Genomic DNA, 25,319 nt, shown 5'->3' on the forward strand with positions numbered 1-25,319 from the left:
AATGGTGGAGCATAGCGGGTTCGAACCGCTGACCCCAACGCTGCCAGCGTTGTGCTCTCCCAGCTGAGCTAATGCCCCTTTAGATTTTGAAATCATACTATATTTTTTCTTAGATTTTCTTAATGCATAAAAAATCTTGTAAAATTTATAAAATTTAATTTTTATCCTTTTTAAAAGGAAAATAATTAAAAAAAATATATAAATTTCTTGACATAGCAAAGTATGTTTTTATATAATCTCAACATCATTTTATATGGTGGTTAGATTCTTATGGGTCTAACGAGTTCTTTACAAAGGAAAAAATATGGAAAGAATCAGGCTTAAGCTAAAAGCTTATGACCACAGAGTTCTAGATCGCACAGTTGCAGCAATTGTAGAAGCTGTTAAAAGAACAGGTGCTGACATCAGAGGTCCAGTGCCAATGCCTACAAAAATCAAAAGATACACAGTTTTGAAATCTCCACACATCAATAAAGATTCACGCGAACAATTTGAGATGAGAATTCATGCTCGTATGCTTGATATTGTAGCAGCTACTCCAGATACAGTAGATTCACTCACTAAGCTTGACTTGGCTCCTGAAGTCAATGTTGAAGTAAGAGCTATGGGTAAATAAGGATAGAATATGGAATACATTGTAGAAAAAATTGGTATGAGTAGAACAATCAGCACACCAAGCATTCCTGTAACCTTACTTAAACTTGTTCAAACTAAGGTATGTGAAGTAGAAAATGGAAAAGCTTTGGTTGCTTATGTAAAAGGCAAAGCAAATAATAAATGTATTGCAGGTCAGCAAAAAAAATACAATCTTTCAGCTGAATATAATAGATTTGCTTCTTTAGAAGTAGCAAATACAGAAGCAGGTGATATTGATTTTAACCCTTTAAAAGAAGCTTCTATCCTAAAAGTAAGCTTTAATTCTAAAGGTAGAGGTTATAGTGGTGTTGTTAAAAGACATGGCTTTGCTGGAGGTCCTGCAAGTCACGGTTCAAGATTCCACAGACGTCACGGATCAATCGGTAACCGCGAATGGCCAGGACGTGTTCAACCAGGCATGAAAATGGCAGGTCACTATGGCAATGTAAAAGTTACTGTTAAAAATGAAGTAGTTTCATTTGATGAAGAAAATGGCATCTTAGTAGTAAAAGGTGCGGTACCAGGATTTAATGGTGCTATGGGTAAAATAAGGATTGCAAAATGAGTAAAGTAACTGTTTTAAATGATAAATTTGAAAAAGCTAGTGAACTCGATCTTCCAGCAAAATATGCAGAAGTTAATCCTCACAACCTTTATTTATATGTAAAATCTTATCTTGCTAGTCTTAGAGCAAACACAGCTCATACTAAAGGCAGAAGCGATGTAAGTGGCGGTGGTAAAAAACCATGGAGACAGAAAGGTCGTGGTGGTGCAAGAGCAGGTTCAACAAGAACGAATGTTTGGGTTGGTGGTGCTGTGGCATTTGGTCCTACAAACAATCGTAACTATTTTCAAAAAGTTAATAAAAAACAAAAACGCTTAGCGCTTGAAAGAGCATTGGCTGATAAAGCACAAAACAATGCATTATTCTCAGTAGATAGTTTAAGCATTGAAAGCGGTAAAACAAAAGATGCAAATGCAGTTATTAAAAAGCTTGGTTTAAAAGATGCTTTAATTGTAAAAGATTTACTAGATGAAAAAACACTTCTTGCTTTTAGAAACTTAGCAAATTGCTATGTAGTGGATATTAGCGAAGTAAATGCTTATTTAGTATCTGTATTTAATGCTGTTATCATTGAAAAAGCAGCGCTTGAATCTATCGTAAAAGAGGGTTAAAATGGCAGATATTACTGATATAAAAACAATACTTTACACTGAAAAAAGCTTAAACCTTCAAGAGCAAGGTGTTGTAGTTATTCAAACTTCTCCTAAAATGACTAAAAATGGTCTAAAAGAAGTTTTAAGAGAATATTTTGGTGTAACTCCAGTAAGAATTAATTCTTTAAAAATGGATGGAAAAGTAAAGCGTTTTAGAGGTCGTGAAGGTCAAAGAAATAGCTTTAAAAAATTCTATGTTAAGCTACCAGAAGGTGTGAGCTTAGAAAGTTCGGAGGCATAAGATGGCAATTAAAACTTATAAACCATATACTCCAAGTAGAAGATACATCACAGGTGTAAGCTCTGATGATATCACAGCAAAAGCTAGTGTACGTTCATTACTTGTAAAACTTCCAGCTCATGCAGGTCGTAACAATAATGGTAGAATCACAAGTCGTCATAAAGAAGCAGGTGCTAAAAAACTTTACAGAATTATAGATTTTAAAAGAAGAAAATTTGGTATTGAAGGTAAAGTTGAAGCAATTGAGTATGATCCATACAGAAATTGTCGTATTGCATTAATCTCTTATAGAGATGGTGAAAAAAGATACATCTTACAACCAAAAGGTTTAAGCGTTGGTGATGTTATTTGTGCTGCTGAAAGCGGACTTGACATTAAACCAGGTAATGCAATGAAATTAAGAAATATCCCAGTGGGTACTATCGTACACAATATTGAGTTAAAACCAGGCAAAGGTGGTCAAATGATCCGTTCAGCAGGTGCTTATGCTCAATTAATGGGTAAAGAAGAAAAATACGTTATTTTAAGACTTGCAAGTGGTGAAATGAGACAAGTTTTAGCTGAATGTATGGCAAGTATCGGTGAAGTTGGTAACGAAGAATGGTCAAACGTGACTATTGGTAAAGCAGGGAGAAATCGTCACAGAGGTGTTCGTCCTCAAACAAGAGGTTCTGCGATGAACCCAGTTGATCACCCGCACGGTGGGGGTGAAGGTAAGAAAAATTCAGGCCGTCATCCAGTTACTCCATGGGGTAAACCAACTAAAGGTGCTAAAACTCGCCGTAAAAAAGCTAGCGATAAGCTAATAATTTCAAGAAGAAAAGGAAAGTAAGATGGCTAGGTCACTAAAAAAAGGTCCTTTTGTTGATGACCATGTAATGAAAAAAGTCATCGCTGCTAAAAAAGCTAACGATGGTAAGCCAATTAAAACTTGGTCAAGACGCAGCACTATTATACCTGATATGATAGGTTTAACTTTTAATGTTCATAATGGAAAAAGCTTTATCCCAGTATATGTTACTGAAAATCATATCGGTTACAAATTAGGTGAATTTGCACCTACTAGAACATTTAAGGGTCACAAAGGCTCTGTTCAGAAAAAAATAGGTAAGTAAGGGAGATTTATGAGTAGAGCGTTAATTAAATTCATAAGATTATCTCCAACTAAAGCGAGATTGATTGCTAGAGAAGTTCAAGGTATGAATGCAGAGCTTGCATTAGCTAGCTTGAAGTTTATGCCAAATAAAGGTGCTAAATTTATAGCAAATGCTATTTCAAGTGCTGTAGCAAATGGCGGATTTGAAGCAAATGAAGTTGTTGTTTCAAGTTGTCGTGTTGATGCTGGTGCGGTTTTAAAAAGATTTAGACCAAGAGCTAGAGGAAGTGCTAGTCGTATTAGAAAGCCAACTTCACACATTTTGGTAGAAGTTAGTAAAGTAGAAGCAAGTGCTGAAAAAACTACAAAAGCTAAAAAAGCATCAGTGAAAAAGGAAAGCTAATATGGGACAAAAAGTAAATCCGATTGGTTTAAGACTAGGAATTAACAGAAATTGGGAATCAAGATGGTTTCCTACAAAAGCTAATTTAGCAGAAAATATTGGTGAAGATTATAAAATCAGAACTTTCTTAAAAAGAAAGCTTTATTATGCAGGAATTAGCCAAATTCTTGTAGAAAGAACAGCGAAAAAACTAAGAGTAACTGTTGTAGCTGCAAGACCAGGGATTATTATTGGTAAAAAAGGTAGTGATGTTGATATTTTAAGAAAAGAACTTCAAGATTTAATCAAAAAAGAAGTTAATATCAACATTAAAGAAGAAAGAAAAGCAGGTGCTTCAGCTCAGCTTGCAGCTGAAAGTGTTGCTACTCAACTTGAAAAAAGAATTGCTTTTAGAAGAGCAATGAAAAAAGTAATTCAAGGAGCGCAAAAAGCAGGTGCTAAAGGGATTAAAGTTTCAGTTTCAGGCCGTTTAGGTGGTGCTGAAATGGCAAGAACTGAATGGTACTTAGAAGGTCGTGTTCCACTTCACACTTTAAGAGCAAAAATTGATTATGGTTTTGCAGAAGCACACACTACTTATGGAAACATAGGTATTAAAGTATGGATCTTTAAAGGTGAAGTTTTGCAAAAGGGTGTTCAACCTGAAAAAACCGAAGAAAACGCTCCAACTAAAAAAACTAGAAGAGCAAGAAGAGGTAAATAATCATGTTAATGCCAAAAAGAACAAAATATCGTAAAATGATGAAAGGGCGTAACAGGGGTTATGCCAACAGAGGGACTGAATTTACTTTTGGTGATTTTGCCCTAAAAGCAACTGAAGCTGGCCGTATCAATTCACGTCAAATTGAAGCAGCACGTATTGCTTTAACTCGTTTTGTAAAAAGACAAGGTAAAACTTGGATTAGAGTTTTCCCAGATAAACCTCTAACTAAAAAGCCTTTAGAAACTCGTATGGGTAAAGGTAAAGGTGCAGTTGAAGAATGGGTAATGAACATTAAACCAGGTCGTATTATTTATGAAATGGCAGGGGTTAATGAAGAAATGGCAAGACAAGCTTTAACTTTAGCAATGCACAAATTGCCATTTAAAACTAAGTTTGTTACAAGAGAGAGCCAAAATGAAATATACTGAGATTAAAGATAAAACAGCAGGTGAGCTTGCAACAATGCTAAAAGAAAAAAAGGTGCTTTTATTTACTTTAAGACAAAAGCTAAAAACAATGCAGCTAACTAATCCTAAAGAGATTAGCGAAGTTAAAAAAGACATCGCTAGAATCAATACTGCAATTAGCGCTTTAAAATAAGGATAGAAAATGGCATTTAAAAGAGAAATTCAAGGCGTTGTTGTTCAAATTGCTGGAGATAAAACAGCAACAATTTTGGTTGAAAGAAAAGTAGTTCACCCAAAATACAGAAAAATCGTAAAACGCTTTAAAAAATATTTAATTCATGATGAAAGAAATGAGCTTAAAGTGGGAAATACTGTAGTTGCTATTGAATGTAGACCACTTTCTAAGAGAAAATCATTTCGCTTAAAAACTATAGTATCAGCAGGAGTTGAGTAATGATTCAAAGTTTTACTAGGCTTGCAGTTGCTGATAATAGCGGTGCAAAAGAATTGATGTGTATTAAAGTTTTAGGTGGTAGTAAAAGAAGATATGCTACTGTTGGTGATGTAATTGTTGCATCTGTAAAAAAAGCTCTACCAAATGGTAAAGTTAAAAAAGGTCAAGTAGTAAAAGCGGTTATCGTTAGAACTAAAAAAGAAATTCATAGAGATAATGGTTCTTTAATTCGTTTTGATGAAAATGCAGCAGTTATTCTTGATGCTAAAAGAGAGCCTATCGGAACGCGTATTTTTGGACCAGTAGGTCGTGAAGTAAGATATGGTGGCTTTATGAAAATTGTTTCACTAGCACCGGAGGTGTTGTAATGAAATTAAAAATTAAAAAGAATGATATGGTAAAAGTTATCGCAGGTGATGACAAAGGCAAAACAGGTAAAGTTTTAGCAGTATTTCCTAAAACAAATAAAGTAATTGTTGAGGGTTGTAAAATCGCTAAAAAAGCTGTTAAGCCAAGTGATAAAAATCCAAATGGCGGTTTTATTAATAAAGAAATGCCAATGGATATTTCAAATGTAGCAAAGGCAGGAGAGTAAGATGATGAGATTAAAAGAAAAATATGATCAAAGCATCAAACCTGCTTTAGTAAAAGAATTTGATATCAAAAATCCTATGCTTATTCCTTTTATTGAAAAAATTGTAATTAGCGTAGGTGCTGGGGAATTAGCAAAAGATCAAAAAGTATTACAAAATGTTGCAGATACTATTTCATTGATTGCTGGGCAAAAAGCAGTTATTACAAAAGCTAAAAAATCAGTTGCTGGTTTTAAAGTAAGAGAAGGCTTCCCAGTAGGTGTAATGGTAACATTAAGAAAAGACAATATGTATGCTTTCTTAGATAAGCTTATTACTATAGCTCTTCCTCGTGTTAAAGACTTTAGGGGTCTTCCAAGAGATGGTTTTGATGGAAGAGGAAACTATAACTTTGGTTTAGATGAGCAGTTAATGTTCCCAGAAGTTGAATATGATAAAATCATAAGAACTCATGGTATGAACATTTCTATCGTTACAACAGCAAAATCAGATAAAGAGGCACAAAAATTATTAGAATTATTTGGCGTGCCATTTGCAAAAGGAAAGTAATATGGCTAAAAAATCAATGATTGCAAAAGCTGCCCGCAAGCCTAAATTTAGCGTTAGAGGGTATACTAGATGCCAAATTTGTGGAAGACCACATTCAGTTTATAGAGATTTTGGAATTTGCAGAGTTTGCTTAAGAAAAATGGCAAATGAAGGTTTAATTCCTGGTCTTAAAAAAGCAAGTTGGTAAGAGGAAAGAACCATGATAAATGATTTAATTTCAGATTCACTAACAAGAATTAGAAATGCAGGAATGAGAAGACTAGAAACTACTCAACTTTTGCATTCTAAAGTTATCGAAGCTTTACTTGGAATTTTCCAAGCTAAAGGCTATATTGAAAGCTTTAATGTTATTGAAAAGGATAAAAAGAAATTCATCAATGTAGTTTTAAAATATGATGAAAAAGGTAAAAGTGTAATTAACGAAGTTAAGCGTATTTCTAAGCCTGGTCGTCGTGTTTATAAAGGCAAAGATGAGATTAAAAGATTTAAAAACGGTTATGGTACTATCGTAGTAAGCACTTCAAAAGGTGTTTTAGCTAACGACGAAGCTTATAAAGCAGGCGTTGGTGGCGAAGTTTTATGTACTATTTGGTAAGAGTTTCTACTTTTTATGGTATTCGGTATCCATTCTTATAAAGTAGTCATATCGTAGACAAGTAAAAAGGAAAAATGAATGTCTCGTATAGGTAAACAACCAGTTGCTATTCCAAGTGGAGTAGAAGTAAAATTAGAAGGTAACTTGCTAAAATTCAAAAAAGGAAATTTAGCAAAAGAGCTTGATACAAAAGCAAATGTTAATGTTGAGATTAAAGAAGGGCAAATTTTTTTCTCTCCTAAAGGTGAAGATAGACAAAGTAGGGCTTATTGGGGAACTTACAGAGCTTTAGCACAAAACATTATCATCGGTTTAACTGATGGTTTTAGCAAAACTTTAGAAATCAATGGTGTTGGTTATAAAGCTGCACTAAAAGGTAAAGTTCTTGAACTTGCTTTAGGTTTTTCTCATCCTATCAACTATGCTATTCCAGAAGGCATAGAAATTACCGTTGATAAAAACAATGTGATTATCAAAGGTAGTGATAAACAAGTGGTAGGTCAAGTTGCTGCTCAAATTCGTGAATTTAGACCACCTGAGCCTTACAAAGGAAAAGGTGTTAAATATTCAGATGAGCGTATTATCCGCAAAGCTGGTAAAACATCTAAGAAGTAAGGATAGAATATGAGAGCAAATGTATTAAAAAGAAAAATATCTTTAAGAATCAAAAGAAAAAAAAGAATTAGAGCAAAAATTTCGGGAACACAAGCTCTTCCAAGAGTTTCTGTTTTTAAATCAAACAGAACTTTATATATCCAAGCTATCGATGATGTTAAAGCAGTAACTTTAGCAGCAGTAGATGGAAGAAAAATTGGCATTAAAGCAAATAAAGAAGGTGCTAAAAAAATAGCAGCTGAATTTGCAAAAGTTTTAAAAGCTAAAAATATAGAAGAAGCAGTGTTTGATAGAAATGGTTATTTATACCATGGTGTGATTGCGGCATTAGCTGAAGCACTAAGAGAAAACGGAATCAAACTATAACCCAAAAGGAAGATCGATGGAAAAATATAATAGAGAAGAATTTGAAGAAGTAATCGTCGATATCGGCAGGGTTACTAAGGTTGTTAAAGGTGGTAGAAGATTTAGATTTACTGCTTTAGTTATCGTTGGAAATAGAAAAGGCTTAGTTGGTGTAGGATATGGAAAAGCTAAAGAAGTTCCAGATGCTATAAGAAAAGCAGTTGATGATGCTTTTAAAAACATTGTTGAAGTTAAAACAAAAGGTTCAACTATCCCTCATGATGTAGAAGTAAAATACAATGCAAGTAGAATTTTACTTAAACCAGCAAGCGAAGGTACAGGAGTTATTGCAGGTGGTTCAACACGTCCTATCGTAGAACTTGCAGGTATTAAAGACATTTTAACTAAGTCTTTAGGTTCAAATAATTCAGCAAATGTTGTGCGTGCTACTATCAAAGCACTTACAATGCTTAAAGGATAATCAATGAATTTAACAAAAGCACCAGGTTCAACACATAAAACCAAAAGAATAGGCCGTGGTCAAGGTAGTGGTATGGGTAAAACTTCTACTAAAGGTGGAAAAGGCCAAACTGCTAGAAAAGGTTATAATGAAAAAAGAGGTTTTGAAGGGGGTCAACAACCACTTCAAAGACGCTTACCAAAAGTAGGTTTTACTTCTAAATTTGAAAAACCTTATGTGATTAATGTTGAAAAAATCACAGCAATCAAAGAGCTTAGTGAAATTACATTTGAAACAATCAACAGCATTCATAAGCTTTCAAAAAATGTAAATAAAGTCAAGCTTATTGGAGCAAGTGCTAAGGATCTTGCTAGCAAAATTAAAGATGAGAAGATTACTTTTAGCGGACAAAAATAATGAATAAAACATTGACAAATAAAATTCTCATAACATTAGCTTTTTTGTTCGCTTATAGAATACTAGCTTATGTTCCAGTTCCGGGGGTTAATGTCAGTGTTATCAAGGAATTTTTTGATTCTAATGCATCTAACGCATTAGGCTTGTTTAATATGTTTAGTGGAGGTGCTGCTGAAAGACTTAGCATCATCTCTCTAGGCATTATGCCTTATATTACTGCTTCGATTATTATGGAGCTTTTAGCGGCAACTTTTCCTAACATAGGAAAAATGAAAAAAGAACGTGATGGTATGCAAAAATATATGCAAATTATCCGTTATGCTACTATAGCTATCACCTTGATACAAAGTATAGGCGTTTCTATAGGCTTACAAAGTCTTCATGGAAAAGCAGGTCAGTCAGCTATTATGATTGATATGAATACTTTTATCGCACTTTCTGCTATTTCTATGCTCGCAGGCACCATGCTCTTGATGTGGATAGGTGAGCAAATCACTCAACGCGGTATAGGAAATGGTATTTCTTTAATCATCTTTGGTGGTATTGTTTCTACAATTCCAGGTGCAATTAGCGGAACAGTAAATTTGGTAAATACAGGTGAGATGAATTTCTTGACTATCATTGCCATTTTAGTTGTAATCTTACTTACTATTTGGGCTATTATAGTAGTAGAACTTGGAGAAAGAAGAATTCCTATTTCTTACTCAAGAAAAGTAATTATGCAAAATCAAAACAAACGCATTATGAATTATATACCTATTAAAATCAACTTAAGTGGGGTAATTCCTCCTATTTTTGCAAGTGCGATTTTGATGTTTCCAAGTACTATTTTGCAAACAAGTACAAATGAATATGTGTTAAAAATTTATGACTTTTTAAATCCAAACGGATTTTTCTTTCATTTTTTAACATTCTTGCTTGTTATTTTCTTTGCGTATTTTTATGCATCAATTGTGTTTAACGCAAAAGATATAGCTGAAAATCTTAAAAGACAAGGTGGTTTCATACCAGGTATTAGACCAGGTGAAGGAACTGCAAATTATCTTAATGAGGTAGCATCAAGACTTACACTATCAGGTTCTATTTATTTAGGGCTTGTAGCTACATTACCATGGCTTATTGTGAAGTTGTTTGGTGTGCCTTTTTATTTTGGTGGAACTTCTGTTTTGATTGTAGTTCAAGTAGCGCTTGATACAATGAGAAAAATTGAAGCTCAAATTTATATGAATAAATACCAAACTTTAAGTGCAGTAGGCTTATAAGAAAGTAGATTTTCTACTTTCTTCCTTTGTTTAAAGGATTTTGATGAGACTAGGTGTATTTGATAGCGGTGTAGGCGGTCTTAGCGTTTTAAAATCTTTACTTCAAGCAAAACTTTTTAAAGAATACATTTATTATGGGGATACTGCAAGGGTGCCTTATGGGGTTAAAGATAAAGAAACTATTATTAAATTTTCCCTAGAAGCTTTAGAATTTTTCAAAGAAAAAAAAGTCGATATGCTTATTATTGCGTGTAATACAGTTAGTGCACATGCTTTAGAAATTTTAAAGGCAAATGCACCATTTCCAGTTCTTGGAGTGATAGAAGCAGGAGTCTTAGCGGTTAAAAATTCCCTAGAAGATAAAAACTCTAATATATTAGTTATCGCAACTCAAGCTACGGTTAATTCTCATGCCTATAAAAAAGCTTTAATACAAGAAGGTTTTTTAAAAATAGAAGAAAAAGCAACAGGACTTTTTGTGCCTATGGTTGAAGAAGGAATTTTTCAAGGAGAGTTTTTAAAAGCCGCTTTTAAGTATTATTTTGACAAGCTTAAATTTCATCCTGATGCATTAATTTTAGCATGCACACATTTTCCTTTAATAGCTCATTCTTTAGCAGAATATTTTGGTAAAAATACAAGACTTATTCATTCAGGTGAGGCTATAGCTTTGCAATTACAGCACGAATTTGACTTAATATCAATACAAGAAGAAGCTAATATTAAATTTTATGCATCAAGTGATGTGGAAAAACTAAAAAAAATTGCAAATTTATGGCTTTAAATTAATATTTATTTACTAAAGTTATTTATATATTAATAATTTATTTTTATTTAAACATAGTTGCATTATAATCTTTATCATTTCCAACGAAAGGACTAACATGAAAAAAATGTTAATGTGTGCAGCTATGGCGCTAAGTTTAGGAGCAGGAATTTTGGAAGCAAAACCAAAAGTTGCGATCTTGGCTACAGGTGGAACTATTGCTGGTTCGATTGATAGCTCAGTAGCAACTACAGGCTATACAGCTGGAGTTTTAGGAGTTGATGCTTTGATTAAAGCAGTGCCTCAAATTCAAGATCTAGCAGTAATTAGTGGAGATCAGATCGCAAATATTGATAGCAAAGATATGACAAATGAAATTTGGTTAAAACTTGCTAAAGAAGTTAATAGGCTTTTAAAGTCTGATGTAGATGGAGTGGTAATCACCCATGGTACTGACACTATGGAGGAAACCGCATATTTCCTAAATTTAACAGTAAAAAGCGATAAGCCAGTTGTTTTGGTTGGTGCAATGCGTCCATCAACCGCAATTAGTGCAGATGGTCCTAAAAATCTTTACAATGCTGTTGCATTAGCAGCAAATCCGCAAGCGAAAAACAAAGGTGTAATGGTGGCTATGAATGATAGAATTCAAAGTGCTAGAGGTGTAGCAAAAACTCATAGTTTAAATGTAAATGCATTTAGTTCGCCTGATATGGGTGATATGGGTTATATAGTAGATGGAAAAGCATTTTTCTATAATACTAATACAAAATCACACACCAAAAAATCTCCATTTGATGTTAGCAAGCTAAAAGAATTACCGAAAGTAGATATTCTTTATAGTTATGCAAATGATGGTAGTGGTGTTGCAGCAAAAGCTTTATTTGAAAATGGAACTAAAGGTATAGTTGTAGCTGGAACAGGTGCTGGTAGTATTCATGATTATCAAAAAGATGTATTGAAAGAATTGCTTAAAAAAGGTCTTAATGTAGCTGTAAGCTCACGCGTGGTAGCTGGCAGAGTTGCAGTAAGTGATGCTGATGCAAAACTTGGCTTTATCGATACAGGTGATATGAGTCCTCAAAAAGCAAGAGTGTTATTAATGCTTGCTTTAACTAAAACAAGTGATCCTAAGAAAATTCAAGAATATTTCTTAAAATACTAAAATCTTTAACACCCAAATGCTAAAATAACATTTGGGTGGATTTCTTACAAAATCTTACTTACTATAATTACAAGGATATTAAATGAAACAATATGAAAGTTACAAATGCCAAAAATGTGGTAATGAAGTAGAAGTGCAAAATGTGGGTGGTGGAAAGCTTAGTTGTTGTGGTCAAGAAATGGAATGTATTACCAAAGATTTAACAGCTGTAAATTTAATGAAAGCTTTTGCAGGTGAGTCTATGGCAAGAAATAAATATGATTTATTTGCAGATATTGCCCAAGAAGAAGGTTGGCATGCTATTGCAAAACATTTTAGAGAAGCTGCAGAAAATGAAAAATGGCACGCAAGAGCTGAGTTTAAAGCTTATCATGAATTAGTAGATGGCAAAGCTTTGGAAGAAACTGCTAAAAATTTAATTTGTGCAGCAGAGGGTGAAAATTATGAGCATACTACTATGTATCCAAATTTTGCAAAAATTGCAGAAGATGAGGGAAAAAGAAATATAGCAAGGTTATTTACGGCTATAGGTAAAGTAGAAATTGAGCATGAAAGAGAGTATTTAGCACTTAAGAAAATGCTCGAAGAAGAAGATTTCTTTAACTCAGAAGTAGAAGAATTATGGGTTTGTGAAGTTTGTGGGCATATACACCGTGGTAAAAAAGCACCAAATGCTTGTCCTTTATGCAAAGCTCCAAAAGAATACTTCAAACGTGAATTTTTAGGATAATTTTAAAAACCTTGATAAAAATGATAAAATATTTTATTTTTTTCAAGGTTTAATATGCAAATTTTAACACATCCCTTTGAACCCTTTTTTGATGAAAATTCAAAAATTTTGATACTAGGTTCTTTTCCATCTATTAAATCAAGAGAAGAAAATTTTTATTATCAGCATAATAAGAATCGTTTTTGGTGTATTTTTGAAATTTTATTTGAATGTGAGTTGAAAACAGTGCAAGAGCAAAAAGTTTTTCTAAAAGAAAATCATATAGCACTTTGGGATATCATAGCAAGTTGTAAGATAAAAAATTCAGATGATAAAACTATTTCTTATGTCAAGGCAAATGATATAAACATTATTTTGCATAAAGCAAATATAGAAAAAATTTGTGTATTGGGTAAAGTAGCAAGCAAATATTTTGCCAAATTTTATCCAGAGCTAGAATTTTTTGAACTTCCCTCAAGTTCCCCTGCTAATATGAGTTATTCTTTAGAAAAATTAGTAGAAAAATATGCCTTTATAAAGGAATAATAGTGGCTTTGGTTGGAGTAGATGAGGCTGGTCGTGGGGCTTTAGCTGGAGATATGCATATGGGTGCTTGTAAGCTTTTTAAAAATATCGATGGTTTGGCTGATTCTAAAAAATTAAGCGCAAAAAAAAGAGAAGAGTTATACAGACAAATTCTTATGCATTCGGAATTTTTAATTCTCGCTTTTTCACCATTGCAAATTGATACCTTAGGACTTAGTCAATGTTTGCAACTAGGCTTAAAGATTATAAAAAAACATTTTGATCAAGATGAGATTTTATATGATGGAAATTTAAATTATGGTGTTTTGGGTATTAAAACAATGATAAAAGCTGATATGAAGATTCAAGAAGTTTCTGCTGCTAGTATATTAGCTAAGGTTAGTCGTGATCAAAAAATGTGTTATTTTTCTAAATTGTATAAAAATTATGATTTTGATAAACACAAAGGCTATGGGACAAAAATTCATATAGAAAAAATCAAAATTTTTGGCTATTCATCTTTACACCGTAAGAGTTTTATGTTAAAGTGTTTTGAGAAAAGTTTATTTGATTAAATTGCGCGTTTTTTGCACTTTTATTTTAAATTTTACTTTTTGTTGATGATAATAAAAATAATATTTTTAAGATAAAAAAATATAATCAAAAAATGTTTTTTTTAATAATTATTTATTAAAAATTATAATACTAGTTGAAATTACTATATATTTTAAGAAAAATTAATTTTTTTCTATTATAGTAATAGAAAATATTTTAAAAAGAATTATGTCTTACTTTATGAATAAATGTATGATTTGGTTTGTTATGATAGAAAACTACTTCAAAATTTAATGAAGTGGTGGTTGTTTTAAGTGAAAGTTAAAATACTCAATGGCATATTTGTGAAATAATACAAAAAGTTTTTTAGGAAAAAGCTTTTTTTATTATTTTTTCAAGGAGAAAATGTGGATAATCTTAAGTGGAATTCTTTTGATACGCGTTGGATGCTTTCTCTTTTTGGGACTGCAGTTGGTGCTGGAATTTTATTTTTACCTATTAAGGCAGGTGTTGGTGGTTTCTGGCCAGTTGTTGTAATGGCTTTGATTATTTTTCCAATGGTATATTTAAGTCATAGGGCTTTAAGTCGTTTTGTATGCCAAGCAAATGGTAATGATAAAGATATTACTCATGCAGCTGAGGAGTATTTTGGTAGAAAAGTAAGTATTTTTATTTCTATCCTTTATTTCTTTGCAATTTTCCCAATTTGTTTAGCATATTGTGTGGGTATAACTAATACTTTTGAAAGTTTTACTTATAATCAATTCTTACCGCTTTTAGATCCAAACGGTTCTTTTGCAAGTGCAATTAGCGCTATGTATCAAACAAGCGTAAATGAGCAAGGAAAAACTGTAGCTAATTTACTTCCTTTTTATAGAGCACTTTTTGCTTTTGTTTTAGTAAGTATTTTTATGCTTATTATGCTTTTTAGTGAAGAATTGATCACTAAAGTATGCGAATGGCTTGTGTATCCTTTGTGTGCTATTTTATTTTTATTTTCTTTATATCTTATCCCACAATGGTCATTTGAAAGTTTTAGCGCTATTCCTGGAACAAAAGAATTTATCACTATAGTATGGCTAACTTTGCCAGTTTTGGTGTTTTCATTTAATCACTCACCAGCTATTTCTACTTTTTCTTTAAGTGTAAAAAGACAATATCCTGAAAATTCAGTACAAAAAGCAAATCAAGTGTTATTTAGAACTTCAGTAATGTTGCTTGCTTTTGTTATGTTTTTTGTGGTATCTTGCGTGCTTTCTTTAACTCCTGCTGAACTTGCTGAAGCTAGGGCACAAAATATACCTGTACTTTCTTATTTTGCTAATAAACTTGATAATCCATTTATTTCTTATGGCGGTCCATTAATTGCATTTTTAGCAATTTCTAGTTCTTTCTTTGGGCATTATTTTGGTGCTAGAGAGGGTGCTTATGGTATAGTTAGAAAATGTTGCAAATTAGCAGGTAATGAAAATCCTGATTTGAAAAAAATCGCAGTTTATTCAACTTTGGTAATGTATATTATTATGTTAATTACTGCTTATGTAAATCCAAGTATTTTAGGTTTTATTGAAAGTTTAGGTGGCCCAATTATTGCTGCAATCTTATTCTTAATGCCTATGATTGCAATTTACACTGTATCTAAAATGAAAAAATTCCAAAATAAAGCTTTAGATGCTTTTGTGTTTATCACAGGTGTTTTGACAATTATCACTGTAATTTATACCTTTTAAGGTGCTGATGAATGAGTAGTAACTTAAGTATATTTAAAGTTGGTGTTGGTCCCTCATCTTCTCATACTTTAGGACCAATGCTAGCAGGGAATATGTTTTGTGAAAAGATTAAAGATAAAATCACACAGATTACAAAAATTCAAATCAGACTTTATGGCTCTTTATCGCTTACCGGTAAAGGCCATTTAAGTGATAAGGCTATTATATGGGGTTTGAGTGGCTTAAGAGCAAAAGAACTCAACGCTGCTTTGCAAGATCGTGTGTTTAATAAAATTTTACAAGATAAAATTTTGGTTTTAAATGCTCAAAAAGAATTAAATTTTGATTATGATAAAGATTTGATTTTTGAAAAAGACTTTTTACCTTTACATGAAAATGGGTTAAAAGTAAGCGCTTATGATGAAAATGGAGAAATCATTGCTGAAGAAATTTATTATTCAGTGGGTGGTGGTTTTGTTATGAGTGAAGCTGAGCTTCAAAAACACAAAGATGGGGCTTGTGAGCAAAAACATACTAAATTAGAACTTGATGTTAACAATGCAAGTGATGCTTTAAAAATTTGTGAAGAAAGATCATGGGATCTAGCAAAACTTTCTTATGAATATGAGCTTCAATTTCACACCAAAGAAGAAATTAGAGCTTATTGTTTAGAAATTTGGGAAGTAATGCAAGAGGTTTATTATAATGGTATTCATCCAAGTTCAGATTTTCTTCCAAGAAATTTACACTTAAAGCGCCGTGCTAAAGGACTTAATGAGCGTTTGGCTATGACAAGTGATCCTTTGGGGATTATTGATTTTATTTCTTTGTATGCTATTGCCATTGCAGAGGAAAATGCAAGTGGAGCTAGAGTAGTAACTGCTCCAACTAATGGCGCATGTGCTGTTGTGCCTGCTGTAATGCTTTATCTTAAAAATCATACGGTTGGTTTTAATGATGAAAAGGCTATTAATTTTTTACTAACTGCTATGTTAATAGGTTCTTTTTATAAGAAAAATGCAAGTATAAGTGGTGCTGAAGCCGGCTGTCAAGCTGAAATTGGCAGTGCAAGTTCTATGGCAGCAGGAGCTATGGCTACTGTAATGGGTTTTGATGCAAAAATAGCTTGCAATGCTGCAGAAATTGCAATGGAACATCATTTAGGCTTAACTTGTGATCCAGTAAGTGGTTTAGTACAAATTCCTTGCATAGAAAGAAATGCTTTTGGTGCGATTAAAGCAATTTCAGCTGCTAGAATGGCAATGAGTAGAAAATCAACTCCAAAAGTAAGTCTTGATGAGGTTATAAAAACCATGTATGAAACAGGCAAAGATATGAACTCAAAATACAAGGAAACTTCTTTAGGTGGCTTAGCTACTAATCTTACAAGTGTATGTTAAAACCTTAAGTTTTAAAACTTAAGGTTTTATCCTTAAAGCTTTTAAAAGCGCATAAATGCTAAATTTTTAAAAATTTTAAGGAAAATATAAATGATAGAAATCAAAAAACCAGTAGAAATAGAAAAACTACGCAAAGCAAATGAGCTTGTAGCTAGAACGCTTGATTATCTAGAGGGTATTATAGTTCCAGGTATGAGCTTAAAAGAAATTGATATTAAAGCAGAAGAATTTATACTTGATCATGGTGCAAAACCATCTTTTAAAGGTTTGTATGGTTTTCCAGGTAGTATTTGTATCTCACTTAATCAAGCTTGTATTCATGGTGTGGGTGATGAGCGTATTTTAAAAGAAGGTGATATTTTAGGGCTTGATGTAGGTACTTGTATAGATGGATATTATGGAGATGCAGCAAGGACAATTCCTATAGGTAAAATTTCAGCTACCGATGAAGCATTGATCGCTTGTGCTAAAGATGCTTTGTATTATGCTATAGATATTATTAAAGAGGGTATGCGTTTTAAAGAGCTTTCGTATGAGCTTGGTGAATTTATTACCAAAAGAGGTTTTGTGCCTTTGAAAGGTTATTGTGGACATGGTATAGGTAAAAAGCCACATGGTGAGCCTGAAATTCCAAACTATCTAGAACCAGGTGCTAGTGCAAAAAGTGGACCTAAAATCAAAAATGGTATGGTATTTTGCATAGAACCTATGGTATGTCAAAAAGATGGCACCCCGGTACATTTAAAAGGTAATTGGGAAGCAGGAAGCAAAGATGGTTTAAATGCAGCTCATTATGAGCATTGTGTTGCTATTATAAATGGCAAGGTAGATATTTTATCTAAGTAAGAAAGTTTGATCTTTCTTACTCAAATGTTTTTAATTTTTCTGAGAGTTTAGAAGCGTTTTCTAAGACATCTTGTGAAATTTGTGTTAGGTCAAGCGAGTAATTTTTAACACAATTTGCAAGTTCTGTTACTTTTTCTATGTTTTGTTCTAGCTCATTCATTTTAGCTTTTGACTCATCACTTTTTTCTTCCATAATTTTAGTAGAATGAATGCTTGTCTTTAGTTTTTCTATAGAAGTTCCAACTTCACCTTGTAAAATATTAGCTTTATTGGAAGTATCATTCATGGATTGATGAATTCCGTCCATCAGACTTTTATTGTCATTGATTTGTTGCACTATGGTTCTCACAGTAGTTTCTATAGCAACTAAAGATTTTGTAGTTTTATCAGCTAAATTTCTAACCTCATCAGCAACAACAGCAAAGCCACGTCCATGTTCACCTGCACGTGCAGCTTCAATAGCAGCATTTAATGCTAGTAAGTTAGTTTGATCCGCTATATCTTTAATAGTCGTAGTAACCTCTACAATGCTATCAGCACTTTGAACTAGCATATCCATGGCACTTAAAACACTCTGCTCTTTCTCTCCACTTAGTAATATAAGTTCAACTAATTCTTTTAAAGTGGTTTCAACTTCTCCCATAACTTCTTGCATATCATACATATCTTTTATGGTATCTTTGGCTAAATTTTGAGTTAAGTCTATATGGCTTTCTAAAACTGAACTTATTTCATGCACATTAGAAATTTGTTCGTGTTGCAAAAGAGAACTTTGCTGTAAAATTTCAGCATTTTGAGAAAGTTTTTGTGAACTTTTATGGCTTGAATTCGCAGTTTGTATAGCTTCTAAAACAGAATTTTGAACGATTTGTATAAAAGAGTTGATATAACCAGCACTTATAGCTAATTCGCTTTTTTTATCAATATCTAATCTTGCACTTAGATTTGCATGCTCTCCAGCCAAATTCGCACTTAATTTTTCTAGCAAAGATATAGGTATAATCACCTTTTTTAATGTTAGTAGTATAAAAAATACCAATACAGCTAAGATAAATAAGAAAATTCCTATAGCAGTATAAAGATTATATTTGTTATTAAGATTAATTTCTTGTGCAATTAAATTTTTATGAGAAACAATTTCTTTTTGTAATTCTTGCTCTAAAAAAGCTTGAGAATTTTCTTTTAAAATAGCTATTTGATTAATGATCATTTTACAGTGTGTGTTGAAAAGATCTAATAATTCATGTGGTAATTGTGAATCTTTCATATTAAGATTATTCACTAAATTTTGCAGTCTGTTTTGTGCTAATGGTTCTAAAATATCCATAGTTCCTATAATACTTAAAATATCTCCTGTATATTCTATTTGTTTAGCTTCTTGCGTATTTAAAGCTATTTTGTTGGTTTGTTTGATTATTTCTTGCTGAAGTTCATAAAGATAAAGTTTAGAGTTTATAGCAATAGAATTTGCAGATTTAAAATGTTGCAATTGTGTGTTTTTTTTCTGAAAAATCATTTCTATTTTTGATGTGTCAATATCATTGCTTTTTAAAATATTTAAAGTATTTTCAAAATCTTGCACTAAAGCAACACTAATATCATAATTTTGCAGATTAAGTTTATTTTTAAAAATTTCATCTAACTTTGTATCTAGAATTTCAAGTTTTTGAAAAGAACCCATAACAAGAGAATTTCTTTTTGTAGTATTATAAGTATTAAATATAAACAACGTTAAAGTTAAAAGTAATATCAAAACTACTGCAGATAGAGCAATAAATTGTTTTAAAAAAGAAAAAGTTTTTTTATTTGAGCAAGTCATGATATTCCCCTGTTAAAGAATTTAAAAATGCAACTATATCATCTACTACATTTTGTTCTAAAAATTTTCCAAGTTGATAGTAGGCCATAAATTGTACACAAGCATCTAGTGTTGGCATAGAACCATCATGAAAATAAGGAGCAGTTTTAGCTATATTTCTAAGACTTGGAACTTTAACTACAAATTTATCATTAGGATTTTTTGTTATCTCATAACGTCCTTGCCAATTTGTTCCATTGTCATAAGGTACAAAAACTCCCATTTTTTGATACATATTTCCACCTATATTTTGTCCTTGATGGCAAGCTATACAACCATTGGATAAAAAAGCATCATACCCTCTTTTTGCCTGTTCGCTTATGGCGCTTTTATCTCCTTTTAAATAACGATCAAAAGGTGAATTTGGAGTAAGCAGCGTTTTTTGAAATTCAGCTAAAGCATCAGCTATATTATCAAAAGTAACTTCACCATATAACTTTTTGAATTCTTTTTCATAGTTAGGATTATTTTTTATTATTTCAACGGCTTCATCTCCATCTTTTAGTCCCATTTCTTTAGGATTAATTATAGGGTGTTTAGCTTGTTCTTGTAGATCTCTTGCATTACCTCTCCAAAATTGTGAAAGATTAAAAACCGCATTAAAATTTGTAGATGTATGAAATGGTTCATCTAGTATTCCATTGACACCTGTAGAAAAAGTTTTATTGTCTACTCCAAATTTAGTAATATCATGACAAGTGTTACAAGATATTTTTTTATCTTTTGATAAGCTTGTATCCATGTAAAGTTTTTTTCCCAACAAAGCTTTTTCCTTATTGTAAGGTATGTTATCAGGTATAGGAGTAATCATTTCTAATGCTAGAAGAGGAAAAAAAGAACATATTAAAATGATAAAAAATTTCATAATTACTTTCCTTTGAATTATATTTAATTTTTAGTTTAATATTTTTTCTTTATTATAACACTAAAATCTTAATCTCTTATAAGCAACAATAGCTGTTATAAGCGTTGCTATAGATAAAATTAAAATATAAATAAATATTCCATATGTAAAAGGATTTTCAGGTTTTATAGCTAAAGAGTGCAAAATGAACACAAGTTGAGGAGTAAAGCCACCTGCTATAGCATAAGCTATATTATAAGAAAAAGAAATTCCACTAAAGCGAATGCTTGGCTTAAAAATTTTACACATTAGAATAGGTGCTAGAGCATTAATACCACCAAAAAAACTTGCAATAAAATAAAAATATATACTCAAATGCAAAATTTGTGCATAGAAAAAATAAAAATAAAAAAAGCAAGATAAGCTAAACCCTATTGTAAAAATTAAACTAGTGGTTAAAAAACCAAATTTATCTACCCAGATTCCAGCAAGCAATGTTCCACAGGATAAAATTACTATTGCGATCATCTGTATTAAAATAGCATCGGTTTTGTCAAGAGCTAAAACTTCAGGTATAAAATTTGGCATAAGTAAAATAAGTATGATTACACAAGCCGTAAGCATCCATGTTAAAAGCATAGAAGCGATGATATCGAAAAAAATATTTTTTTCTTTAAAAAGTGCTTTTAAAGGAAATTTTTCTAAACTATTTTCTTGATGCATTTTTTGAAAAACAGGTGTTTCTTCTAGAAATTTTCTAAGGTATATAGAAATAATACCAAAAAGACCACCTATAGCAAATGGAATACGCCAAGCATAATCATAAATTGATTCTTGATCAAAGCAATGATTAATTACTAGCGCAACAACACATCCTAAAAGAATTCCAAAAGCCATAGAAGCATTAATAGCACTAACGTAAAAACTATCTTTTCCATTAGGTGCGTGTTCTTTTACAAACACCCAAGCACCAGGTAATTCCCCGCCTATAGCTATACCTTGAGCTATTCTAACAAGTAATAAAAAAATAGGAGCAAAATATCCTATAGTTTCAAAAGTAGGTATAAAAGCCAAAGAAAAAGTTGGGAGTACCATAAGTAATATACTTAGCATAAACATTTTTTTACGGCCTAATTTATCCCCAAAATGTGCCATAATTATACCGCCAAGTGGTCTGGCTAAATATCCTGCTGCAAAAGCTCCATATGTATTTAAAAGTTTCCAAAAATCACTTAAATCACTTGGAAAAAAATTTCTTGAAATATAATTAGCAAAAAAAACAAAAATCACAAAATCATAAAATTCTAAAGCTCCGCCCAAAGAAGATAAAGAGAGAGTTTTATAATCATTTCTTTTTAAAGTTTTTGACATTTAAATACTTTCTTTTTGTAGTAATTTTATAATTATAGTAAAAAATATTAAAAATTTAAAAAGAAAAATTGTGTTAAAATAGTAGTTTTGTATTTTATAGAAAGGAGAAAAAATTGTCAAAAGATGATATTATCGAAATTGATGGTAATGTAATCGAAGCTTTACCTAACGCAACTTTTAAAGTTGAATTAGACAATAAGCACGTGATACTTTGCCATATTGCAGGTAAAATGCGTATGCATTATATTAGAATTATGCCTGGCGATAGAGTTAAAGTAGAACTAACACCTTATAGTCTTGATAAGGGTCGTATCACATTTAGATACAAATAAGTCTAAGTTGTTTAAAAGCAAAAGTAAAGTATAATTAGCACTTTTGCAGAAATTGCAATAAAACTGTATGAAGAAGTATTTTCAAAATCACCACTTATTTTGAAAATAGTTGGTTGCTCTAAAAACCTGGTGCAGTTGTAAAAAAGTGGAATTTACAATAACAGGAGTAAAGCATGAAAGTTAGACCATCTGTTAAAAAGATGTGTGACAAATGCAAAGTAGTTCGTCGTAAAGGCGTAGTTCGCATTATTTGCGAAAATCCAAAACACAAACAAAGACAAGGATAATTTATGGCTCGTATTGCAGGTGTGGATTTACCAAAGAAAAAAAGAATCGAGTATGGCTTGACTTATATTTATGGTATAGGTTTGCATACTTCAAGAAAAATCTTAGATAAAACTGGAATTTCTTATGATAAAAGAGTTCATGAGTTAAGCGAGGATGAAGCAGCAGCTATCCGTAAAGAAATTCAAGAAAACTACATGGTTGAGGGTGATCTTAGAAAACAAGTTGCTATGGATATCAAAGCATTAATGGATCTAGGAAGCTTTAGAGGCTTAAGACATAGAAAAGGCTTACCAGTTCGTGGTCAAAAAACTAAAACAAATGCCAGAACTAGAAAAGGTAAGAGAAAAACCGTTGGTGCAAAATCATAAGGATAAAAAATGGCAAAAAGAAAAGTAGTTAAGAAAAAAGTAGTTAAGAAAAATATAGCTAAAGGTATAGTTTATATCAGTGCAACATTTAATAATACTATGGTTACTGTAACTGATGAAATGGGAAATGCTATTGCGTGGAGTAGTGCAGGTGGCTTGGGATTTAAAGGCTCTAAAAAATCAACTCCTTATGCAGCACAACAAGCAGTAGAAGATGCTTTAAATAAAGCAAAAGAACACGGTATTAAAGAAGTAGGTATCAAAGTACAAGGACCAGGAAGTGGTCGTGAGACAGCGGTTAAGAGTGTAGGTGCTATGGAAGGTATCAAAGTAACTTTCTTAAAAGATATTACCCCATTAGCTCATAATGGTTGTAGACCACCAAAACGTCGTCGTGTCTAAGAATAAGATATAAGATTTAGGAGAATTATAATGGCAAGATATAGAGGACCAGTAGAGAAATTAGAAAGACGACTTGGCGTAAGCTTGGCAATGAAAGGTGAAAGAAGATTAGCAGGTAAAAGTGCTTTAGATAAACGCCCTTACGCACCAGGTCAGCATGGACAAAGAAAAGCAAAAATAAGTGAATATGGACTCCAATTAAGAGAAAAACAAAAAGCTAAATTTATGTATGGAGTTAGTGAAAAACAATTTAGAAGATTATTTAGCGAAGCTGCTAGAAAAGATGGTAATACCGGTGCACTTTTAATCCAACTTTTGGAGCAAAGATTAGATAATGTTGTTTATAGAATGGGTTTTGCTACAACACGTCGTTTTGCTAGACAGCTTGTAACTCATGGACATATTTTAGTAAATGGTAAAAGAGTGGATATTCCTAGTTATAGAGTAGAAGCAGGTCAAAAAATAGAAGTGATTGAAAAAAGTAAAAACAATCCTCAAATTTCAAGAGCGATTGAACTTACTGCTCAAACTGGTATAGTTGCTTGGGTTGATGTAGAAAAAGATAAAAGATTTGGAATTTTTACAAGAAAACCTGAAAGAGAAGAGGTTATCATTCCAGTTGAGGAAAGATATATCGTTGAGTTGTATTCTAAATAATAAAGGTTTTTGATATGAGACATATTACAACTTCTGCTTATACACCAACAGAGTTTAGTATTGAAAATATCAGTGATACAGTGGCAAAAGTAAGTGCATGGCCTTTTGAAATCGGCTATGCTATTACTTTGGCGCACCCTTTGCGTCGTTTGCTTTATTCAAGTACGGTAGGTTTTGCTCCAACTGGAGTTAAAATCAAAGGCGTAGCACACGAATTTGATAGTATGCGTGGTATGCTTGAAGATGTAGCATTGTTTATTATCAATCTAAAAAAATTAAGATTTAAACTAAAAACAGATTCTGAAAAAGAAATTGTGACTTTTAGTTTTAAAGGACCAAAAGAAATTTGCGGAATAGACTTGAACAATGAAGTTGTTGAAGTTGTGAATGCAGATAGTTATCTTGCAACGATTAATGAAGATGCAGATTTAGAATTTACTTTAATCATCGAAAAGGGTATAGGTTATGTACCTTCTGAAGAAATTCAAAATTTCTTAGATTCTGAATTTATAGCACTTGATGCATTTTTTACTCCAGTAAAACATGCAGTTTATGATATAGAAAAGGTACTTTTTGAGGATAATCCAGATTATGAAAAAGTTGTTTTTACAATCACAACAGATGGTCAAATTTCGCCAAGTGATGCTTTTAAAAATGCTTTAGAGGCAATGTATAAACAATTATCGGTGTTTGATAAAATCACTAATGCACAAAGTGCTATAAAAAACCAAGTACCAAGTAATGAAGTAGAGCATGTGAAATTACTTCAAAACATAACTGAGTTAAATTTAAGTGCAAGAAGTTTTAATTGCTTAGAAAAAGCAAATGTAATTTATATAGGTGAGCTTGCTTTAATGAGTGTAAGCGAACTTGCAGATTTGAAAAATCTAGGTAAAAAATCTTTAGATGAAATCAAAAACGTAATGGAAACCATAGGATTCCCTATAGGAAATTCAAAACTTAATGATAGTGCAAAAGAAACGCTAAAGAAAAAAATTACAGAATTAAAAGCACAAAATGAAGGATAATCAATGAGACATAGACATGGATATAGAAAGTTGGGTCGCACTTCTACTCACCGTGCGGCCTTATTAAAAAACCTTACCATTGCTATCATTAAAGCAGGTAAAATAGAAACAACATTACCTAAAGCAAAAGAATTAAGAGGTTATGTTGAAAGATTAATTACTCGTGCAAGAAAAGGTGATTTTAATGCTCATAGAGCGGTATTTGCCAGCTTGCAAGATAAAGAGGCTACAAATAAACTTGTAACTGAAATTGCACCTAAATTTGCAGATAGAAATGGTGGTTATACTAGAATTATCAAAACAAGAATTCGTCGCGGTGACGCTGCAGAAATGGCTTTTATAGAATTTGTAGCTTAATTTATCCTAGCGTTAGCTAGGATTCTTTTTGTTTGAATTTGGTTTATTGTTATTTTTCAAATATCTTTTAGAAAGTATTATAATACTCATCTAGATTGCTTATCGATTTTCATTTTTTAATATTTTTATTACTACATTTTTAACC

At 32.0% G+C, this 25,319-nt stretch carries 39 protein-coding genes, 1 tRNA gene and 1 pseudogene; 36 read left to right on the top strand and 5 right to left on the bottom strand.

The window, feature by feature from the left end:
- Positions 1 to 2: 2 nt before the first annotated feature.
- Positions 3 to 78: transfer RNA gene (locus tag CORN_RS00305), tRNA-Ala, on the bottom strand.
- A 226-nt stretch (positions 79 to 304) separates the two neighbouring features.
- Between CORN_RS00305 and rpsJ the strand changes: the two genes are divergently transcribed.
- The 29 genes from rpsJ to map all read left to right on the top strand — a co-directional run bounded on the left by rpsJ (position 305) and on the right by map (position 17,669).
- Positions 305 to 616: a 30S ribosomal protein S10 gene (rpsJ, locus tag CORN_RS00310; RefSeq protein ID WP_012660810.1), complete on the top strand. Its 312-nt coding sequence runs from the start codon at positions 305 to 307 to the stop codon at positions 614 to 616.
- 9 nt (positions 617 to 625) lie between these two features.
- Entirely contained in the window at positions 626 to 1,201 is a 576-nt protein-coding gene (rplC, locus tag CORN_RS00315; protein ID WP_066007727.1) for a 50S ribosomal protein L3, read from the top strand.
- A complete protein-coding gene (rplD, locus tag CORN_RS00320; RefSeq protein ID WP_039617137.1) occupies positions 1,198 to 1,812 on the top strand; it encodes a 50S ribosomal protein L4 in 615 nt (204 codons plus the stop codon). The genes rplC and rplD overlap by 4 nt, the downstream gene beginning before the upstream one ends.
- 1 nt (position 1,813) lies before the next feature.
- The gene (locus CORN_RS00325; RefSeq protein ID WP_039617139.1) at positions 1,814 to 2,095 is read left to right on the top strand and encodes a 50S ribosomal protein L23; all 282 of its coding nucleotides are present in this window, start codon (positions 1,814 to 1,816) and stop codon (positions 2,093 to 2,095) included.
- A 1-nt stretch (position 2,096) separates the two neighbouring features.
- On the top strand, positions 2,097 to 2,927 hold the full coding sequence (gene rplB / locus CORN_RS00330; RefSeq protein WP_066007729.1) for a 50S ribosomal protein L2: 831 nt from the start codon (positions 2,097 to 2,099) through the stop codon (positions 2,925 to 2,927).
- A 1-nt stretch (position 2,928) separates the two neighbouring features.
- Positions 2,929 to 3,210: a 30S ribosomal protein S19 gene (rpsS, locus tag CORN_RS00335; RefSeq protein ID WP_039617142.1), complete on the top strand. Its 282-nt coding sequence runs from the start codon at positions 2,929 to 2,931 to the stop codon at positions 3,208 to 3,210.
- 9 nt (positions 3,211 to 3,219) lie between these two features.
- Positions 3,220 to 3,594, top strand: coding sequence for a 50S ribosomal protein L22 (rplV, locus tag CORN_RS00340; RefSeq protein WP_039617143.1), 375 nt, complete (start codon positions 3,220 to 3,222; stop codon positions 3,592 to 3,594).
- 1 nt (position 3,595) lies between these two features.
- On the top strand, positions 3,596 to 4,297 hold the full coding sequence (gene rpsC / locus CORN_RS00345; protein ID WP_066007731.1) for a 30S ribosomal protein S3: 702 nt from the start codon (positions 3,596 to 3,598) through the stop codon (positions 4,295 to 4,297).
- A 2-nt stretch (positions 4,298 to 4,299) separates the two neighbouring features.
- A complete protein-coding gene (gene rplP / locus CORN_RS00350; RefSeq protein WP_012660818.1) occupies positions 4,300 to 4,725 on the top strand; it encodes a 50S ribosomal protein L16 in 426 nt (141 codons plus the stop codon).
- Positions 4,712 to 4,897 carry a 50S ribosomal protein L29 gene (rpmC, locus tag CORN_RS00355; protein ID WP_012660819.1) on the top strand — a complete coding sequence of 62 codons (186 nt, stop codon included), beginning with the start codon at positions 4,712 to 4,714 and terminating at the stop codon, positions 4,895 to 4,897. Before rplP ends, rpmC begins: the two co-directional genes overlap by 14 nt.
- Positions 4,898 to 4,906: 9 nt before the next feature.
- Entirely contained in the window at positions 4,907 to 5,158 is a 252-nt protein-coding gene (gene rpsQ / locus CORN_RS00360) for a 30S ribosomal protein S17 (RefSeq protein ID WP_039617148.1), read from the top strand.
- Positions 5,158 to 5,526, top strand: a complete 369-nt coding sequence (rplN, locus tag CORN_RS00365; RefSeq protein ID WP_012660821.1) for a 50S ribosomal protein L14 — start codon at positions 5,158 to 5,160, stop codon at positions 5,524 to 5,526. The genes rpsQ and rplN overlap by 1 nt, the downstream gene beginning before the upstream one ends.
- The gene (gene rplX / locus CORN_RS00370) at positions 5,526 to 5,753 is read left to right on the top strand and encodes a 50S ribosomal protein L24 (protein ID WP_012660822.1); all 228 of its coding nucleotides are present in this window, start codon (positions 5,526 to 5,528) and stop codon (positions 5,751 to 5,753) included. Before rplN ends, rplX begins: the two co-directional genes overlap by 1 nt.
- A gap of 1 nt (position 5,754) precedes the next feature.
- On the top strand, positions 5,755 to 6,300 hold the full coding sequence (gene rplE / locus CORN_RS00375; RefSeq protein WP_066007732.1) for a 50S ribosomal protein L5: 546 nt from the start codon (positions 5,755 to 5,757) through the stop codon (positions 6,298 to 6,300).
- A gap of 1 nt (position 6,301) precedes the next feature.
- On the top strand, positions 6,302 to 6,487 hold the full coding sequence (locus CORN_RS00380; RefSeq protein ID WP_012660824.1) for a type Z 30S ribosomal protein S14: 186 nt from the start codon (positions 6,302 to 6,304) through the stop codon (positions 6,485 to 6,487).
- Between the two features lie 12 nt (positions 6,488 to 6,499).
- Positions 6,500 to 6,895: a 30S ribosomal protein S8 gene (gene rpsH / locus CORN_RS00385; RefSeq protein WP_066007733.1), complete on the top strand. Its 396-nt coding sequence runs from the start codon at positions 6,500 to 6,502 to the stop codon at positions 6,893 to 6,895.
- Between the two features lie 78 nt (positions 6,896 to 6,973).
- Positions 6,974 to 7,510: a 50S ribosomal protein L6 gene (gene rplF / locus CORN_RS00390; RefSeq protein WP_066007734.1), complete on the top strand. Its 537-nt coding sequence runs from the start codon at positions 6,974 to 6,976 to the stop codon at positions 7,508 to 7,510.
- A gap of 9 nt (positions 7,511 to 7,519) precedes the next feature.
- Positions 7,520 to 7,876 carry a 50S ribosomal protein L18 gene (gene rplR, locus CORN_RS00395; protein WP_066007735.1) on the top strand — a complete coding sequence of 119 codons (357 nt, stop codon included), beginning with the start codon at positions 7,520 to 7,522 and terminating at the stop codon, positions 7,874 to 7,876.
- A 16-nt stretch (positions 7,877 to 7,892) separates the two neighbouring features.
- The gene (gene rpsE, locus CORN_RS00400) at positions 7,893 to 8,336 is read left to right on the top strand and encodes a 30S ribosomal protein S5 (protein ID WP_039617161.1); all 444 of its coding nucleotides are present in this window, start codon (positions 7,893 to 7,895) and stop codon (positions 8,334 to 8,336) included.
- A gap of 3 nt (positions 8,337 to 8,339) precedes the next feature.
- Entirely contained in the window at positions 8,340 to 8,732 is a 393-nt protein-coding gene (rplO, locus tag CORN_RS00405) for a 50S ribosomal protein L15 (protein WP_039617163.1), read from the top strand.
- Complete coding sequence (secY, locus tag CORN_RS00410; protein WP_039617165.1) at positions 8,732 to 9,994, top strand: preprotein translocase subunit SecY; 1,263 nt, start codon at positions 8,732 to 8,734, stop codon at positions 9,992 to 9,994. The genes rplO and secY overlap by 1 nt, the downstream gene beginning before the upstream one ends.
- Before the next feature lie 43 nt (positions 9,995 to 10,037).
- Entirely contained in the window at positions 10,038 to 10,778 is a 741-nt protein-coding gene (murI, locus tag CORN_RS00415; RefSeq protein ID WP_066007738.1) for a glutamate racemase, read from the top strand.
- Between the two features lie 115 nt (positions 10,779 to 10,893).
- Positions 10,894 to 11,925, top strand: coding sequence for a type II asparaginase (locus tag CORN_RS00420; RefSeq protein WP_280642207.1), 1,032 nt, complete (start codon positions 10,894 to 10,896; stop codon positions 11,923 to 11,925).
- Between the two features lie 82 nt (positions 11,926 to 12,007).
- Positions 12,008 to 12,655: a ferritin family protein gene (locus tag CORN_RS00425; protein WP_012660833.1), complete on the top strand. Its 648-nt coding sequence runs from the start codon at positions 12,008 to 12,010 to the stop codon at positions 12,653 to 12,655.
- A 54-nt stretch (positions 12,656 to 12,709) separates the two neighbouring features.
- Complete coding sequence (locus CORN_RS00430; protein ID WP_066007740.1) at positions 12,710 to 13,180, top strand: DNA-deoxyinosine glycosylase; 471 nt, start codon at positions 12,710 to 12,712, stop codon at positions 13,178 to 13,180.
- Positions 13,181 to 13,182: 2 nt separating this feature from the next.
- Positions 13,183 to 13,734 carry a ribonuclease HII gene (locus tag CORN_RS00435; RefSeq protein ID WP_066007742.1) on the top strand — a complete coding sequence of 184 codons (552 nt, stop codon included), beginning with the start codon at positions 13,183 to 13,185 and terminating at the stop codon, positions 13,732 to 13,734.
- 426 nt (positions 13,735 to 14,160) lie between these two features.
- Entirely contained in the window at positions 14,161 to 15,444 is a 1,284-nt protein-coding gene (locus CORN_RS00440; RefSeq protein ID WP_066007850.1) for an aromatic amino acid transport family protein, read from the top strand.
- Between the two features lie 11 nt (positions 15,445 to 15,455).
- The gene (locus CORN_RS00445) at positions 15,456 to 16,823 is read left to right on the top strand and encodes an L-serine ammonia-lyase (protein WP_172663959.1); all 1,368 of its coding nucleotides are present in this window, start codon (positions 15,456 to 15,458) and stop codon (positions 16,821 to 16,823) included.
- Between the two features lie 90 nt (positions 16,824 to 16,913).
- Positions 16,914 to 17,669, top strand: a complete 756-nt coding sequence (gene map / locus CORN_RS00450; protein WP_066007749.1) for a type I methionyl aminopeptidase — start codon at positions 16,914 to 16,916, stop codon at positions 17,667 to 17,669.
- A gap of 16 nt (positions 17,670 to 17,685) precedes the next feature.
- On the opposite strand, the gene CORN_RS08735 is transcribed toward map, so the two are convergent.
- The 4 genes and pseudogenes from CORN_RS08735 to CORN_RS00465 all read right to left on the bottom strand — a co-directional run bounded on the left by CORN_RS08735 (position 17,686) and on the right by CORN_RS00465 (position 21,742).
- Complete coding sequence (locus tag CORN_RS08735; protein ID WP_410689932.1) at positions 17,686 to 18,333, bottom strand: methyl-accepting chemotaxis protein; 648 nt, start codon at positions 18,331 to 18,333, stop codon at positions 17,686 to 17,688.
- Positions 18,334 to 18,816: 483 nt separating this feature from the next.
- Positions 18,817 to 19,488 (bottom strand): annotated as a pseudogene (locus tag CORN_RS08740) (DAHL domain-containing protein); the annotation flags it as partial.
- Positions 19,472 to 20,392, bottom strand: coding sequence for a cytochrome-c peroxidase (locus CORN_RS00460; RefSeq protein WP_066007753.1), 921 nt, complete (start codon positions 20,390 to 20,392; stop codon positions 19,472 to 19,474). The gene CORN_RS00460 and the pseudogene CORN_RS08740, both read right to left, overlap by 17 nt.
- Positions 20,393 to 20,452: 60 nt before the next feature.
- Complete coding sequence (locus CORN_RS00465) at positions 20,453 to 21,742, bottom strand: MFS transporter (RefSeq protein ID WP_066007755.1); 1,290 nt, start codon at positions 21,740 to 21,742, stop codon at positions 20,453 to 20,455.
- A 113-nt stretch (positions 21,743 to 21,855) separates the two neighbouring features.
- Between CORN_RS00465 and infA the strand changes: the two genes are divergently transcribed.
- The 7 genes from infA (at position 21,856) to rplQ (ending at position 25,174) form a co-directional block, all read left to right on the top strand.
- Positions 21,856 to 22,074 (top strand): translation initiation factor IF-1, encoded by a 219-nt coding sequence (infA, locus tag CORN_RS00470; protein ID WP_039625099.1) that lies wholly within the window; start codon positions 21,856 to 21,858, stop codon positions 22,072 to 22,074.
- 173 nt (positions 22,075 to 22,247) lie between these two features.
- Positions 22,248 to 22,361, top strand: coding sequence for a 50S ribosomal protein L36 (gene rpmJ, locus CORN_RS00475; protein ID WP_002781429.1), 114 nt, complete (start codon positions 22,248 to 22,250; stop codon positions 22,359 to 22,361).
- A gap of 3 nt (positions 22,362 to 22,364) precedes the next feature.
- Positions 22,365 to 22,730, top strand: coding sequence for a 30S ribosomal protein S13 (rpsM, locus tag CORN_RS00480; protein ID WP_012660843.1), 366 nt, complete (start codon positions 22,365 to 22,367; stop codon positions 22,728 to 22,730).
- A 9-nt stretch (positions 22,731 to 22,739) separates the two neighbouring features.
- On the top strand, positions 22,740 to 23,132 hold the full coding sequence (gene rpsK, locus CORN_RS00485; protein WP_012660844.1) for a 30S ribosomal protein S11: 393 nt from the start codon (positions 22,740 to 22,742) through the stop codon (positions 23,130 to 23,132).
- A gap of 30 nt (positions 23,133 to 23,162) precedes the next feature.
- Entirely contained in the window at positions 23,163 to 23,789 is a 627-nt protein-coding gene (gene rpsD, locus CORN_RS00490; RefSeq protein ID WP_039617184.1) for a 30S ribosomal protein S4, read from the top strand.
- A gap of 14 nt (positions 23,790 to 23,803) precedes the next feature.
- Positions 23,804 to 24,817, top strand: coding sequence for a DNA-directed RNA polymerase subunit alpha (locus CORN_RS00495; RefSeq protein ID WP_066007757.1), 1,014 nt, complete (start codon positions 23,804 to 23,806; stop codon positions 24,815 to 24,817).
- A gap of 3 nt (positions 24,818 to 24,820) precedes the next feature.
- A complete protein-coding gene (gene rplQ / locus CORN_RS00500) occupies positions 24,821 to 25,174 on the top strand; it encodes a 50S ribosomal protein L17 (RefSeq protein ID WP_012660847.1) in 354 nt (117 codons plus the stop codon).
- Positions 25,175 to 25,319: the final 145 nt, after the last annotated feature.

The sequence above is a fragment of the Campylobacter ornithocola genome (assembly GCF_013201605.1).
Taxonomy (GTDB): domain Bacteria; phylum Campylobacterota; class Campylobacteria; order Campylobacterales; family Campylobacteraceae; genus Campylobacter_D; species Campylobacter_D ornithocola.